The organism is Ruania alba, assembly GCF_900105765.1.
Classification (GTDB): Bacteria; Actinomycetota; Actinomycetes; order Actinomycetales; family Beutenbergiaceae; genus Ruania; species Ruania alba.
Window position 1 is genome coordinate 37,557 of the sequence record NZ_FNTX01000001.1, and the last position, 14,119, is coordinate 51,675.

Sequence of the window (14,119 nt, forward strand, 5' to 3'; positions counted from 1 at the left end):
GCAGGCGCCCGAGGCGGCCACGACCGACGAGGAGGGTGTGTGGCCAGCGGTTCCTTCCGCCGTCCGGCGATGCTCAGCCCCGAGGTGGCCGAGGCCATCCCGGGTGAACCGGATCCGGCCGAGCGCAACGAGCTCGCGCACGCCACGGCGGCGGCGCTCGTGCACGGTGGCCGAGCGAGCATGCCCGGGCCCCGGCCCGGGACCGATCCGGAGGACGAGGCGGCGATGGTGCGCCGCCTGATCGAGCTGGTGGACACCGAGGGGCTGGATCTGCTGGCCCAGCTCTGGGCGTCCAGCCCGGCCGACACCCTCCCCGGTGCCCTGTGGCGGCTCTACGTGCTGCGCGAGTGGACCCGGCGCGATCCGCGCACCATCGCCGAGCGGTACCACCTGGGGGTGCACCAGGCGGAAGTGGCCGGTGTGGTCGCCGGTGTCGGCTCCCCACCCGGACCGGACCAGATCCAAGAGCTCGCCGATGCCGTGCTGCACGGGGTGTTTCGGGGAGAACTGGACGTGGCGCTCGACCGGGCCGGGGCGTTCCTGCGCGTGCTGGCCGCCGGCTCGGCGATGGACGCGGACTGGGTGGAGCTCTCCGACGACGCCCGCGCGAGCGAGCTGACCCAGCGTGCCGGAACGCTGATGGAGACCGCGGAGGATCTCGAGCAGGCCGCCGCGCTGTGGCGCGCCGGGAAGCTGGACTGATGCCCGGCGAACTGAGCACGACGGCGTCCCTCGCCTCCGCCGAATCCGTCGCCGTGCGAGCGCTCGCCCAGGCCGCCGAGGAGACCGACGGGATCGAGGCGCTCTCCGAGCAGACCCTGCTCAACCTGGCCCCAGCAGATCGGGACCTCACGCACCTGTTGGTGCGGTCGCCGTCGGGCCAGGTGCTGGGCTACGCCCAGCACGACGTAGCAGGCGGCTCGGCGGAGCTGGCGGTGCACCCTGAACACCGCCGGCAGGGAATCGGCCGGAGGCTGCTGGAGGAGGTGCTGCGGGCGCCGGACGTGGCCGTCTGGGCGCACGGCGACCTGCCGGCGGCGCAAGCGCTCGCCCATGCCGAACAGCTGCGCCGGGTCCGGGATCTGTGGGTGATGACGGCGCCGCCGCCGACGGGCGAGGACCTGACGATCCCGCAGCGTGACGGGCTGCGAGTGCGGACCTTCGAGGTGGGCCGGGACGAGGACGCGTGGGTACAGGTGAACGCGCTCGCGTTCGCCGACCATCCCGAGCAGGGGCGGCTCACCCGCGCCGACCTGGAGCAACGAGAGGCGCAGAACTGGTTCGACCCCGAGGTCTTCTTCCTCGCCGAGGACGTGAACACCCGGGAACTGCTCGGCAGCCTGTGGGTGAAGATCGAGGGAAATCCCGGACACCAGGTCGGCGAGATCTATGCGCTCGGCGTGCACCCGCAGGCGCAGGGCCGCGGCGTGGGTGGGGTGCTCACCGCCCATGCGATGGCCGCCTTCGCCGCCCGGAATCTCGTGCGGATCGAGCTGTACGTGGAGGGGGAGAACACCGCGGCGATCCGCACCTACACCCGCGCCGGGTTCACCCGCGAACGCGCCGACGTGCAGTACGCACGCTGAGGCGATCACGCACTGGAACCAGTTCCCACCCGTGGGAGCGAGGTGACACGATAGGCGCCATGAGCGAGCAGGTCGGATCGATGCACGGGGCGGATGGCGGCCGGCCGTCCGGGCAGTCCTTCTTCCGGTCGGGCAAGGCCCCGGTGACTGCTCACGCCCGGTCTGCCGTGTCCGGCTCCGCGAACGTGACAGCACTGGACGGGTCGGTGACCCCTCATCCGAGCGTTCCCCCGGTCGAGCGAGACACGGGTGCAGTGCCGGCTGAACCGTCCGATCGGGAACTGCCATCTGACCGGTTCGCCGACCGGGAGCTGAGCTGGCTGCAGTTCAACGAGCGGGTGCTCGAGCTTGCCGAGGATCCGGATCTGCCCCTGCTGGAGCGGGTGCGGTTCCTGGCGATCTTCGCCTCCAACCTGGACGAGTTCTTCATGGTCCGCGTGGCCGGGCTGAAGCGTCGTATCGCAACCGGAATGGCTGTTCAGGCCGCGTCGGGCCTGCTGCCGCGGCAGGTGCTGGAGAGCATCTCCACGAAGGCGCACGAGCTCACCGATCGGCACGCGGCGGTGTTCGCCGACCACGTGCAGCCGGCGCTCGCGGCGGAGGGCATCACGCTGGTGCACTTCGATCAGCTGCACGACAGTGAGCGGGACCGGCTGCACAAGTACTTCCGGAAGATGATCTTCCCGGTGCTCACGCCGCTGGCGGTCGATCCGGCGCACCCGTTCCCCTACATCTCCGGGCTCTCGCTGAACCTGGCCGTGCTGCTGCGCAACCCGACCACCGGCAAGGAGCACTTCGCCCGGGTGAAGGTGCCACCCCTGCTGCCCCGGTTCATCGCGGTGGACGCCCGCGGACGACCGCACCGCCCAGAGGACGCCCCCGACGACGACGGGTACCGCTCGTTCGTGCCGATCGAGGACGTCATCTCGTCCTTCCTCTACTACCTGTTCCCCGGGATGGACGTGGTGGAGCACCACGTGTTCCGGGTGACCCGCAACGAAGACCTCGAGGTGGAGGAGGACGACGCGGAGAACCTGCTCAAGGCGCTGGAGAAGGAGCTGCTGCGCCGCCGGTTCGGTCCGCCCGTGCGGCTCGAGCTGGCCACCGGGTTCACCCCGCGGCTGCGCGAGATGCTGATCCGCGAGCTCGATATCTCCGAGCCGGACGTGTACGAACTGCCGATGCCGCTGGATCTGACCGGGCTCAACCTGGTGGCAGACCTCGACCGCCCCGAGCTGCACTATCCCAAGCACGTGGCCATCACCCCGCGCGGGCTGGCCGAGGTGGAGAGTGCCACACCCACCGACATCTTCCAGGCGATCCGTGGCCGGGACATCTTGCTCCACCACCCCTACGACTCGTTCTCCACGAGCGTGCAGCAGTTCGTCGCCCAGGCTGCGGCCGACCCCAAGGTGCTGGCGATCAAGCAGACCCTCTACCGCACCTCTGGCGACTCGCCGATCGTGGACTCCCTCATCGATGCCGCAGAGGCGGGCAAGCAGGTGCTCGCGATCGTGGAGATCAAGGCTCGCTTCGACGAGGAGGCGAACATCTCCTGGGCCCGCAAGCTCGAGCAGGCGGGTGTGCACGTGGTCTACGGGATCGTCGGGCTGAAGACGCACTGCAAGCTCTCCCTCGTCGTGCGTCAGGAAGCTGACGGCCTGCGCCGCTACTGCCACGTCGGTACCGGGAACTATCACCCCAAGACGGCGCGTCTGTACGAGGATCACGGACTACTCACCTGCAACCCGGAGGTGGGCCAGGACCTGACGCGGTTGTTCAACCAGCTTTCCGGCTACGCGCCGAAGAGCCGGTTCCATCGGTTGCTGGTGGCACCGCGGGGGATCCGGCGCGGACTGGTCGAGCGCGTGGAGAAGGAGATCGCGAACGCGCGGTCGGGCAAGCCCGCCTGGGTGAAGTTCAAGGTCAACTCGGTGGTGGACGAGCAGACGATCGACGCCCTGTACCGGGCTTCCCAGGCGGGCGTGCCGGTCGATGTGGTGGTGCGCGGGATCTGCGCGATCAAGGCGGGTGTGCCGGGTTTGAGCGAGAACATCCGGGTGCGTTCCGTCCTCGGCCGATTCCTCGAGCATTCCCGGGTGTATGCCTTCGCGAACGGCGGTGAGCCGGAGGTGTTCTTCGGGTCGGCCGACCTGATGCACCGCAATCTTGACCGCCGGGTGGAGGTGCTGGTGCGGGTGGTCGACCCCGACCAGATCGCCGACCTGGTCGGACTGATCGACACATCGACAGCTGAAGGGACGTCGTCGTGGCATCTGAGTACCGATCCCGACGGTGATCCGCAATGGGAACGACACCATCGCGATGAGGAGGGCGCACCACTCCTCGATCTGCAGGAGCACCTGATGTCGGTGCATCGCCGGCGAAGCGCGGACAGCTGAGTCATGGCGTCCTCGGGTCGCGTCGTTCGTGCGGCCGGGGCGTTGGTCTGGCGGATCGTCGGACGACACCTCGAGGTGCTGCTGATTCACCGCCCCCGCTACGACGACTGGTCGTGGCCGAAGGGCAAGCTGGATTCTCCGCACGAGAGCCTGCCGATGTGCGCCGTGCGGGAGGTCCAGGAGGAGACCGGGATCCCGGTGGTGCTGGGGCTGCCACTGCCGACAGTGAGCTACAAACTCGCGGGTGGCGTGCGCAAGGTGTGCCACTACTGGGCCGCCACCCCTGCCGACGTGGACGGCGTGGACGTGGCCGCCCTGAACGCACGTCCGCGGATCAAACCTGCCTCCAAGCACGAGGTGGACGAGGCCCGCTGGGTGGAGGCGAAGAAGGCGCGCAAGCTGCTCACCCGGTCCGATGATCTCGAGCCGCTCGGGGCACTGATGGACTACTTTGAGGACGGCCTGTTGCGCACCTGGACTCTGCTCCTGGTGCGGCACGGGCGAGCGAAGAAGCGGTCGGCCTGGACCGGTGGCGAGGCCAGTCGGCCGTTGACGCCGGTGGGCCGGGACCAGGCGAAGGCGCTCGTCCCGATCTTCGCGGCGTACGGGGTGCACGAGGTGATCTCCTCGCCCTGGTTACGGTGTCGCGCCACGATGACCCCGTACTCGGATGCGTGCGACACGGTGATCGTGTCCGCGCCGCAGGTCACCGAGGCGGCTGCCCGGGATCGGCCGGCAGGCGTACGCGCACTGGTCGGAGACCTGCTCGGGAGGCCACGCGAGGCGACGGCGGTGTGCACGCACCGTCCGGTGTTCCCGTTCGTGCTGGAGGCGGTCGAGGCCCGCAGCCCGCACCGGGTGGCCAAACAACTGCCCCAGGAGAACCCGTACCTGCGTACCGGTGAGGTGCTCGTGGTGCACGTGTCGCGCCGGGAGAACCGGCGCGCCCGGGTGGTGGCCGTGGAGCGGCACCGACCCTCCTGATTCGGAGGATGTGGCGGGAATCACGCCGGGTGTCGATGCTCGTTCACCGAATGTTCACCTGATCCCGGACGGGAGGTCACCCGGCTTCCCTACCGTCGAGCCTGGTTGCGGATTCGTCATGTACCGCATTCCCCCAGACCTCGACAGAAATGGGAACGACCGTGAAGCTTGCACTTGGCCGCCGTATGGCGGGTATCTCCGCGATCGGCGCGCTCGCGCTCACCCTCGCGGCCTGTGGCGACAGTGCCTCTGGTGACGGCGACGGCACCACCGACAGCACCGACAGCAGCGAAGGCAGCGAGCTGTCCGGCACCATCGCCGGCTCCGGCGCGAGCTCCCAGGAGAACGCGGTGCAGGGCTGGCTGGCCGGCTTCATGGAGGCCAACCCGGGCGCGAACGTCACCTATGACCCGACGGGCTCGGGCACCGGCCGCGAGCAGTTCATCAACGGCACCGTCCAGTTCGCCGGATCCGACGCCGCCCTGGACGGCGAGGAGCTCACCGCTGCGCAGGAGCGGTGCGGCGGCGACGTCATCGAGCTGCCGCTCTACATCAGCCCGATCGCCGTGGTCTACAACATCCCTGACCTGAACGACACCAACATCAACCTCGGTCCGGACACCATCGCCGGCATCTTCAACGGTGATATCACCAACTGGAACGACCCCGCGATCGTCGAGGCCAACCCCGACATCGAACTTCCCGACCTGGAGATCGTCCCGGTCAACCGTTCCGACGACTCGGGCACCACCGAGAACTTCACCGAGTACCTCGCCGCGGCCGCACCCGAGGTCTGGACCCACGAGCCGTCCGGCCTGTGGCCGGTCGAGGGAACCCAGTCCGGTGCGCAGACCTCCGGTGTGCTCGGTGTGGTCGAGGGCGCCGAAGGCACCATCGGCTACGTCGACGCCTCCCGCGTCGGTGAGCTGGGCAGCGTGGCGGTCGGCGTGGGCGACGAGTTCGTGCCCTTCTCCCCGGAGGCCGCCGCGAACGTCGTGGACGTCTCCCCGGCCGCCGAGGACGCGACCGACACGATCCTGACGATCGACCTGGCCCGCGACACTCAGGAGTCGGGCGCCTACCCGATCGTGCTGGTCTCCTACTCCCTCGCCTGCGGTACCTACGACAGCGAGGAGCACGCCTCGCTGGTTCAGGGCTACCTGACCTACGTGGCCAGCGAAGAGGGCCAGAACCGCGCCGCCCAGCCGGACGTCGCGGGTTCCGCCCCGATCTCCGAGGGCATGCGCGAGCGGGTGACCGCAGCGCTCGACACCATCTCCGCCGGCTGATCCAGCGCTACTCTCACCTCAGGCGGGTCGGCAGTGGCGATCGCCACCGCCGACCCGCCTGAGGCACGTTTCCACTCGTAGACGACGGAGGAACTGTGGCAACCACCACGCCCCCGCAGGATCGGACCAGGCCGGCGCGCGCCGAGCACGCGCCGGGACGGCTCGGGAATGTCATCTTCAAGGGCATCTCCACCACCAGTGGCGTGATGATCCTGGTGACGCTGGCCGCCGTGGCGATCTTCCTGCTGTATCGCGCCTGGCCGGCGTTGGTGGCGAACGCCGAGGAGTTCGCCGACGTCAACTTCATCGACGGCAATCTCTGGGCCTGGGTGGCGCCACTGCTGTTCGGTACCGTGCTCGCCTCGATCATCGCCCTGCTCGTGGCCCTGCCGTTGAGCATCGGGATCGCGCTGTTCATCTCGCACTACGCCCCACGGCGGCTCGCGCAGCTGCTCGGCTACATCATCGACCTGCTCGCCGCCATCCCCTCGGTGATCGTCGGGCTGTGGGGAGCCAGCTGGTTGATGCCGCTGGTGGACCCGCTCTTCACCTGGTTGAGCTCGAACCTCGGGTTCATCCCCCTGTTTGCCGACTACACCCCGCCGGCCCGGAACATCACCACCGGTGGCCTGGTGCTCGCGATCATGATCGTGCCGATCATCACGGCGACCATTCGTGAAGTGTTCCTGCAGACCCCGCGCCTGCACGAAGAGGCCTCGCTGGCGCTCGGTTCCACCCGCTGGGAGATGATCCGCCAGGCGGTGCTGCCGTTCGGACGCTCCGGCATCATCTCCGCCGCCATGCTTGGCCTCGGCCGTGCGCTCGGCGAGACGATGGCGATCCTGCTGATCCTCTCACCGGGATACTCCATCAACCTCAACCTGCTTCAGGCCGGTCAGCACAACACCATCGCGGCGAACATCGCCCTGCACTTCCCGGAGTCCAGCGGGATCGCCGTCGACGCGCTGATCGCCTCCGGGCTCATCCTGTTCGCGGTGACCTTCGGGGTCAATCTCCTCGCCCGCTGGATCATCAACCGTCGCGCCGAGTTCTCCGGAGCCAACTGATGACCGTCGCAGCACCTCCCGTCCCCACCCGGCGCACCCGGCGGCTGCCCGGGTGGGCGCCGTACGCCATCCTTGCGGCCTCGCTCGCCGCGACCGCCGGGATCCTGCTCGCGCTCGACGCGTTGAGCATCGCCTCGTTCTTCTTCGTGGGAGCGATCGTCTACGCCGTCGCCATCACCGTCACCTCCACCGTGGTGGAGGGGCGACGGTGGGCGAACGATCGCCTCGCGACGACACTGGTGACCTTCGCCTTCCTGCTGGCGGTCATCCCGCTGATTTCCCTGCTGTGGATCGTGGTGGGTGACGGCATCAAGCGGTTCGGCCCGACCTTCCTCACCACGGACATGGTGGGCATCTTCGGCTCGATGGTCGAAGGTGGTGTGGCACACGCGATCGTCGGCACCGTCTACGTCACCGGGATCGCCGGCATCATCTCGGTCCCCTTGGGGATCTTCACGGCCATCTATCTGGTCGAATACGGCGGCGGCCCGATCAAGCGAGGGATCACCCTGCTTGTCGACGTGATGACGGGCATCCCGTCCATCGTGGCCGGTCTGTTTGCCTACACCGCGTTCCTGGTGCTCTTCGGATCGGCGTACAAGTCGGCCCTCATCGGTGGTATCGCCCTTGCGGTTCTGATGACGCCCTACGTCATCCGCAGCGTCGAGGAGATGCTGAAGCTGGTGCCGAACGAGCTCCGCGAGGCCTCCTACGCGCTCGGCGTGCCGAAGTGGCTGACGATCGTCAAGGTGGTGCTGCGCACCGCCGTCGCCGGCATCACCTCCGGCATCATGATCGCCACCGCCCGCGTGATCGGTGAGACGGCGCCGCTGCTCGTGACCGTCGGGACCATCCAGGCGATGAACTGGAACCCCGTGGACGGGCGAATCGAAACCCTCCCGGTCTTCGTGTTCCGCCAGTACGCGCAGGGAGGTGAGGCCGCCGACCGGGCCTGGGCCGGCGCGCTCACCCTGCTCCTGATCGTGATGCTGCTCAACCTCATCGGCCGCCTGGTGAGCAAGTTCTTCTCCCCCCAGGGTGGACGATGATGACTGACCATGCTGGCCGCGTTGGCCACCCTGCCCCCTCGCCCCGCTGCTCCCGCCGCGCGACCCTCGCGGCCCCTTCCGGAAGGACTGCCCGTGTCTAAGCGAATCGACGTCAGCGACCTGAACGTCTACTACGGCGACTTCATGGCCGTCGAGGGCGTCAACATGACCATCGAGGCACGCTCGGTCACGGCGCTGATCGGGCCCTCAGGCTGCGGCAAGTCCACCTTCCTGCGCACCCTGAACCGGATGCACGAGGTGATCCCCGGCGCCCGCGTGAAGGGCAAGGCGGTGATGGACGGGTACGACCTGTACGGCCCGGGGGTGGACCCGGTGGAGGTGCGCCGGCAGATCGGCATGGTGTTCCAGCGCCCGAACCCGTTCCCCACGATGTCCATCGCGGACAACGTGCTGGCCGGGGTGAAGCTGAACAACCGCCGGATCTCCAAGTCCGGCGCTGCCGACCTGGTGGAGCGTTCCCTCACCGGGGCTAACCTCTGGAATGAGGTGAAGGACCGGCTGGAACGCCCCGGTTCCTCGCTCTCCGGTGGCCAGCAGCAGCGCCTGTGCATCGCCCGGGCGATCGCCGTGCAGCCGGACGTCCTGCTGATGGACGAGCCGTGCTCCGCGCTGGACCCGATCTCCACCCTGGCCATCGAGGAACTGATCCACGAGCTGAAGAACGACTACACGATCGTGATCGTCACGCACAACATGCAGCAGGCCGCACGCGTCTCGGACCGCACCGGTTTCTTCAACATCGAGGGGACGGGCAAGCCGGGCCGCCTCATCGAGATGGACGAGACCACCACGATGTTCTCCTCACCGTCGGTCAAGGCCACGGAGGACTACATCTCGGGCCGCTTCGGCTGAGGCGCCCGCACGACCGAGGGGACCGGGGAGTACCGGAGGGGTACGACGAAGGGCCGCACGCAGACTGCGTGCGGCCCTTCGTTCACGTTCAGCGGGGCTGATCAGAGGCCGGAGCCCTCGAAGGATTCGGTGGTCGTGGTGCCGTCGTTCAGGTAGACGATGCACAGCACCTCGCGGTCGTTCGCCTGGTCCCAGGTCTCCTGGGTCGGCGCGATGAAGTTCCCAAACAGCGCCGACTCCTGGTAGGGGGTGCCGACGAAGTTCTCGAACTCGCTCATGCATCCTTCTTCGGCAGCAGTCTGCACACCGTCGTTGCCGGGGAAGTCGCCGTCCGGCAGGTCGAACTTGTGGAAGAACTGCGCGTCGTGCTCCTCGGAGCAGTCCACAGTGGGGATCTCGGTGATTTCGTCGCTCTGCAGGTCGGCGATCTGCGTGCACTCGCCCACCTCAGCGGTGGCGACCTGGCCGCCGAGAAGACTGCAGGCGCTCATCGAGACGGCCACGCCGACCACGCCGACGGCGGCCAGTGCAGAGCGTGTGATGGCACGGGTGTTCATGGTCTCTCCCCAAGTCATGGTGCTCCGGGATCGGATACCCCCGGAACTCGTGGCTTTAGCCTAAGGGAATTTCCGTGGCCGTTGCGCCGCTCGTGGTGGGCTGAACTCCCCATCCGGTGTCTCACATGAACAGCGAGAACACCAGGTACAGCAGCGCTGCCACGCATCCGGCGGCCGGGATGGTGAGCACCCACGCGGCACCGATGGTGCGGGCCACCCCCCAGCGCACGGCGGAGAGTCGCTTGGTGGCGCCCACCCCCATGATCGCTGAGGTGATCGTGTGCGTCGTCGAGATAGGAGCATGCAGCACGAAGGCGGTGCTGTAGAGCACGCCGGCGGCGACCGACTCCGCCACGAAACCGCGCGCAGGGTCCAGCTCGATCACCCGCCGGCCGAGGGTACGCATGATCCGCCAGCCGCCGGAGTAGGTGCCCAGGGAGATCGCACTCGCGGCGGCGAGTTTCACCCACAGCGGGATCTCGTAGTCGCTCTGCAGCCCGCCGGCCACCAGGGCGAGCACGATCACCCCCATCGTCTTCTGCGCGTCCTGCAGGCCGTGCCCGAGCGCCATCGCGGCGGCCGAGACGGTCTGCGCGAGCCGGAACCGGCGCGTGGTGCGGCCCGGGGCAGCGTTCCGGACCACCCAGAGCACCCCCACCATGACCACGTAGGCGATCAGGAAGCCGACCAGCGGTGAAGCAATCATCGGGATGGCGACCTTGTCGAGGATCACGCTCCAGTGCACCGTCGCGGCGGAGGCGACGCCGGCACCGGTCAAGCCACCGATCAGGGCGTGCGAGGAGGAGGATGGCAGTCCCTTCCACCATGTGATGAGGTTCCACGCGATCGCACCGAGCAGCCCGGCGAGGACCACCACGAGCCCGGCGCTGCCGAGGGGGGCGTCGATGATCCCGCTGCCGATGGTCTCCGCCACGCCCGTGCCCAGCAGGGCACCGACGAAGTTCATGACGGCGGCCAGCACCAGGGCAGCATGGGGCGTGAGTGCGCGGGTGGAGACTGAGGTCGCGATCGCGTTCGCGGCGTCGTGGAAGCCGTTCGTGTAGTCGAACGTGAGGGCGATGACCACCACGAGGAGGACGAGGGCGAGCTCCACCGGTTCAGGATTCCTTGAGGAAGAGGGCCTCGACCTGGTGCGCGACCGTCTCGAAGGAGTCAGCGGCTTGCTCCAGGGTGTCGATCACATCCTTGAGCTTGACCATCTCGATCACCGCGGCGGGGCTCTCCTGGTACTTCGGGCTCTGGAACAGCAGCGCCAGCAAGTCTCGGTAGGCCCGGTCGGCCTCGTTCTCCAGCCGGTTGATCTCGATCCAGTAGGCCCGGACCTCCTCGCCCATGGTGCGCAGCTTCGGCATCACGTCCGCGGTCAGCTCGGCCGCCCGCTGCAGGGTCGCCACCTGGGTGCCCACCTCCTCCGGCAGGTCGTCCACCTGGTAGAGAACGATCAGGTCTCCGGCCGCTTCCATGGCGTCCATGCAGTCGTCCAGGGCCGAGGCGAGGCGGTAGATGTCGTCTCGGTCGAAGGGCGTCACGAACGTCTGGTTCAGCCGTCGCATGATCTCGTGCGCCGACTGGTCCGCCTCGTGCTCGGCATCACGGAGGCGTTCGGCGAATCGCAGTCGGTCCGGCGGGGGAGCGGCGATGAGCTGAGCGAGCAGGTCTGCGCCCACCACCAGCTGGCTCCCCGAGGCGGCGAAGAGGTCGAAGAACGCGACGTCACGCGGGGTCAGGCGAAAGCGCACCGCGGCTCCCAGAGGATCGGACAACGCGAACAAGCGAGGGCAAGAGTGAACGCGAACAGGCTAGAGCATGAACGTGACGGAGCGGGAGCCTGCCCGGAGTGAGGACGTCGGGCCGCCCAGCGCCTGACGGCGCGAAGGCCGCTCGAAGCGGCAAATGTTGGAGCCCGGGGCTAGTGCGACCCGACGTCGCCGCCCAGTGTGACATATGCCGTGGGGGTGCACGAAAGTGCCGCCGACCTCGGCCGTGACGAGGTGCCGCCGACGCCATCACCGGAGTTTTCCCAGCCCTCAGTCGTCGGAGTCGCCGGCACTGTCCGCGATGTGCCGAGGCAGGTCGAACCGGTAGCCCACGTTGCGCACCGTGCCGATCATCTGGTCGTGCTCCGGGCCGAGCTTGGCCCGCAGGCGCCGGATGTGCACGTCCACGGTGCGGGTGCCGCCGAAGTAGTCGTAGCCCCACACCTCCTGCAGCAGCTGAGCCCGGGTGAACACCCGGCCGGGATGCTGGCTGAGGTACTTGAGCAGCTCGAACTCCTTGAACGTGAGGTCGAGCGCCTGGCCGCGCAACCGCGCCGTGTACCCACCGGCGTCGATCGTCAGGTCGCCCACCTCGATCTGCTCCGGGTCGTCGCTCTCCCCGCCGAGCTGGGAGCGGCCGGCGACCAGGCGCAGGCGGGCGTCCACCTCGGCGGGTCCGGCGTCGGCCAGCACGATGTCGTCGGTGCCCCAGTCGGGGCGGACCACGGACAGGCCACCCTCTCCGAGCACGAGGATGACCGGAACATCGATCCCGGTGGACCGCAGCAGCTGACAGGTGGCACGGGCACGAGCGAGATCCTGGCGGGCGTCGATCAGCACGACGTCCGAGTCGGGTGCGTCCAGCAGGGCGGCGGGCTCGGTCGGGACGACCCGCACCCGGTGGGTGAGCAGCGTCAATGCGGGAAGCACGCGGGCTGAGCCGCCGGCCTCGGACGTCAGCAGCAGAAGGTCCGCCACAGGTCCTCCTCCGGTTGAAATCGTGTGCAACTCTATTGCAGGTCCGGGACCACCTCGTTCCCACCGCATGGAGCACCCCGACTGCGACGCTCCTCACGGGTGAAGTCCTCGCACGCCTCGAGCGCAATGTGACACGATCAGCCACGTGAGGTGGAGCGGCGCATGATCAGTGGAGCGTTCCGCGCCGTCGTCACGGCGGTGGCGGCAGCCGGTATCGGCATCACCGCCTTTGGCGACCGCCCGCTCCTGGTGGGCACGATCGCGGGCATCGTGACGGTGTTCGCCGTCGGGTGGCCCACGCTGCTCGGGCTCCCCGCGCGCCGTGGCGCGGTAGCCGTGCTACTCCTGACCGCTGCCGCCGGCCTGACGGCACTGCTGGTCTGGGAGGATCTGCTGTACGTGGCCGTGGCGTTGGGGCTCGGTGTGGTCGGTGCGTTCGTGCACGAGATGCTCCGACGGGACGGGCGCCCCCGTCTGGTGGAGTCCGTCTCCGGGGTGGTGACGGGCGCCGTCGTGGTGGCCTCCGCTGCCGGGTGGCTCGCCGTGGGCAGCGGACCGGTCGCCGTCGCCCTGCTCCTGGTCGGGGCCGTCACCCTGACGGCAGGCTCGGCCTGCACGGCGCTGCCGATCCCGGGGTGGCTCGGTTCGGCCACCACGATCGTGATCGCGGCCGCGGCAGGTCTGCTGGTCGGTTCGCTGATCGAGGCGGTCGGACTGCTCGCCGGTGGCCTGATCGGCCTCTCCGCCGGGGTGTTGATCGCCGCGGTGCACGCCCTGTTCGGGCAATTCCCCGCCTCCGGACGTCCGACGGCGGCCCTCGCCGCCGCGATGCTGCCGGTGGCCGTGTCCGGGGTGCCGGTCTATGTGCTCGGCCGGGTGCTGCTGGGCTGACGCCTAGACTGGGCTCCCATGAGTTTCGCGATCCCTGACGGCCTCGCCCCGGAGACATACCCGCTCGCCTGGCTGCTGGGCACCTGGCGGGGGCCGGGCTTCCTCGGCTACCCGGGTATCGAGGAGCGGCCGATCCTGATGGAGGCCACGTTCACCTCCGACGGCGGCCCCTACCTCGCCTACACCTCCACCACCTGGCTGCTCGAGAACCCGCCCGCATCCCTCGAGGGTGAGATCGACGTGGCCTCGCTGGAGGCAGGAGAGGTCTGGTCGACCGAGTCCGGACACTGGCGGGTTCCGCCCCAGGAGGGCGCATCCGACGCCGGCAGCGGGACGACCCCACCGGCCACCGAGCTCGAGGTGCTGCTCAGCGAACCGACCGGGCACGTCAGCGTCTACCTCGGTGTGGTGCAGGGCCCGCGGATCACACTCGCCACCGACCTGCTCGCTCGCACCGCCACCGCAGCCGAGATCACCGCCGCTCGGAGGATGTACGGCATGGTCAACTCCGAGCTCATGTGGGCCACCGATCTGGCCGCGTTCGGGCAGGAGATGCAGTCCTACTCCTCCGGCCGCCTGCAGCGGCAGGAGTGAACGAGAGTATCGACGGTACTCAGCACACAGGTGCTGTATCGGGCACTTGTGTGCTCAGGACAGTCGATTCT

Annotated in this window: 14 protein-coding genes; 10 read left to right on the top strand and 4 right to left on the bottom strand. The window is 68.7% G+C overall.

Annotated features, from left to right (window positions below; genetic code table 11):
* Positions 1-39: 39 nt before the first annotated feature.
* From BLU77_RS00165 to pstB, 8 genes are all read left to right on the top strand, one after another.
* Positions 40-702: a hypothetical protein gene (locus BLU77_RS00165; RefSeq protein WP_342741427.1), complete on the top strand. Its 663-nt coding sequence runs from the start codon at positions 40-42 to the stop codon at positions 700-702.
* Positions 702-1,586: a mycothiol synthase gene (gene mshD, locus BLU77_RS00170; protein ID WP_089772870.1), complete on the top strand. Its 885-nt coding sequence runs from the start codon at positions 702-704 to the stop codon at positions 1,584-1,586. The genes BLU77_RS00165 and mshD overlap by 1 nt, the downstream gene beginning before the upstream one ends.
* Before the next feature lie 59 nt (positions 1,587-1,645).
* On the top strand, positions 1,646-3,988 hold the full coding sequence (locus tag BLU77_RS00175) for an RNA degradosome polyphosphate kinase (RefSeq protein WP_245708595.1): 2,343 nt from the start codon (positions 1,646-1,648) through the stop codon (positions 3,986-3,988).
* 3 nt (positions 3,989-3,991) lie between these two features.
* On the top strand, positions 3,992-4,972 hold the full coding sequence (locus BLU77_RS00180) for an NUDIX hydrolase (RefSeq protein WP_089771150.1): 981 nt from the start codon (positions 3,992-3,994) through the stop codon (positions 4,970-4,972).
* Positions 4,973-5,133: 161 nt separating this feature from the next.
* The gene (locus BLU77_RS00185) at positions 5,134-6,261 is read left to right on the top strand and encodes a phosphate ABC transporter substrate-binding protein PstS (RefSeq protein WP_245708596.1); all 1,128 of its coding nucleotides are present in this window, start codon (positions 5,134-5,136) and stop codon (positions 6,259-6,261) included.
* 95 nt (positions 6,262-6,356) lie between these two features.
* Positions 6,357-7,328, top strand: a complete 972-nt coding sequence (pstC, locus tag BLU77_RS00190; protein ID WP_089771152.1) for a phosphate ABC transporter permease subunit PstC — start codon at positions 6,357-6,359, stop codon at positions 7,326-7,328.
* The gene (gene pstA, locus BLU77_RS00195; RefSeq protein WP_089771153.1) at positions 7,328-8,377 is read left to right on the top strand and encodes a phosphate ABC transporter permease PstA; all 1,050 of its coding nucleotides are present in this window, start codon (positions 7,328-7,330) and stop codon (positions 8,375-8,377) included. Before pstC ends, pstA begins: the two co-directional genes overlap by 1 nt.
* A 93-nt stretch (positions 8,378-8,470) precedes the next feature.
* A complete protein-coding gene (pstB, locus tag BLU77_RS00200; RefSeq protein WP_089771154.1) occupies positions 8,471-9,250 on the top strand; it encodes a phosphate ABC transporter ATP-binding protein PstB in 780 nt (259 codons plus the stop codon).
* 101 nt (positions 9,251-9,351) lie between these two features.
* Here pstB and BLU77_RS00205 read toward each other — a convergent pair whose 3' ends face one another.
* The 4 genes from BLU77_RS00205 to BLU77_RS00220 form a co-directional block, all read right to left on the bottom strand.
* Complete coding sequence (locus BLU77_RS00205) at positions 9,352-9,807, bottom strand: septum formation family protein (RefSeq protein ID WP_175476877.1); 456 nt, start codon at positions 9,805-9,807, stop codon at positions 9,352-9,354.
* A 121-nt stretch (positions 9,808-9,928) separates the two neighbouring features.
* A complete protein-coding gene (locus tag BLU77_RS00210; RefSeq protein ID WP_089771156.1) occupies positions 9,929-10,921 on the bottom strand; it encodes an inorganic phosphate transporter in 993 nt (330 codons plus the stop codon).
* 4 nt (positions 10,922-10,925) lie between these two features.
* A complete protein-coding gene (locus tag BLU77_RS00215; protein ID WP_089771157.1) occupies positions 10,926-11,567 on the bottom strand; it encodes a DUF47 domain-containing protein in 642 nt (213 codons plus the stop codon).
* Between the two features lie 288 nt (positions 11,568-11,855).
* A complete protein-coding gene (locus BLU77_RS00220; RefSeq protein WP_089771158.1) occupies positions 11,856-12,563 on the bottom strand; it encodes a response regulator transcription factor in 708 nt (235 codons plus the stop codon).
* 162 nt (positions 12,564-12,725) lie between these two features.
* On the opposite strand from BLU77_RS00220, the gene BLU77_RS00225 reads away from it, so the two are divergent.
* Together BLU77_RS00225 and BLU77_RS00230 are read left to right on the top strand one after the other, a co-directional pair.
* Positions 12,726-13,454, top strand: a complete 729-nt coding sequence (locus BLU77_RS00225; protein ID WP_089771159.1) for a hypothetical protein — start codon at positions 12,726-12,728, stop codon at positions 13,452-13,454.
* 18 nt (positions 13,455-13,472) lie between these two features.
* On the top strand, positions 13,473-14,048 hold the full coding sequence (locus tag BLU77_RS00230; protein WP_089771160.1) for a heme-binding beta-barrel domain-containing protein: 576 nt from the start codon (positions 13,473-13,475) through the stop codon (positions 14,046-14,048).
* Positions 14,049-14,119: the final 71 nt, after the last annotated feature.

What these genes read in the sequence shown, in the direction of transcription:
- BLU77_RS00230 (WP_089771160.1), top strand. Translation starts at nt 13,473, where the DNA reads ATGAGTTTCGCGATCCCTGACGGCCTCGCCCCGGAGACATACCCGCTC.
- BLU77_RS00225 (WP_089771159.1), top strand. Translation starts at nt 12,726, where the DNA reads ATGATCAGTGGAGCGTTCCGCGCCGTCGTCACGGCGGTGGCGGCAGCC.
- BLU77_RS00205 (WP_175476877.1), bottom strand. Translation starts at nt 9,807, where the DNA reads ATGAACACCCGTGCCATCACACGCTCTGCACTGGCCGCCGTCGGCGTG.
- BLU77_RS00175 (WP_245708595.1), top strand. Translation starts at nt 1,646, where the DNA reads ATGAGCGAGCAGGTCGGATCGATGCACGGGGCGGATGGCGGCCGGCCG.
- BLU77_RS00180 (WP_089771150.1), top strand. Translation starts at nt 3,992, where the DNA reads ATGGCGTCCTCGGGTCGCGTCGTTCGTGCGGCCGGGGCGTTGGTCTGG.
- mshD (WP_089772870.1), top strand. Translation starts at nt 702, where the DNA reads ATGCCCGGCGAACTGAGCACGACGGCGTCCCTCGCCTCCGCCGAATCC.
- pstA (WP_089771153.1), top strand. Translation starts at nt 7,328, where the DNA reads ATGACCGTCGCAGCACCTCCCGTCCCCACCCGGCGCACCCGGCGGCTG.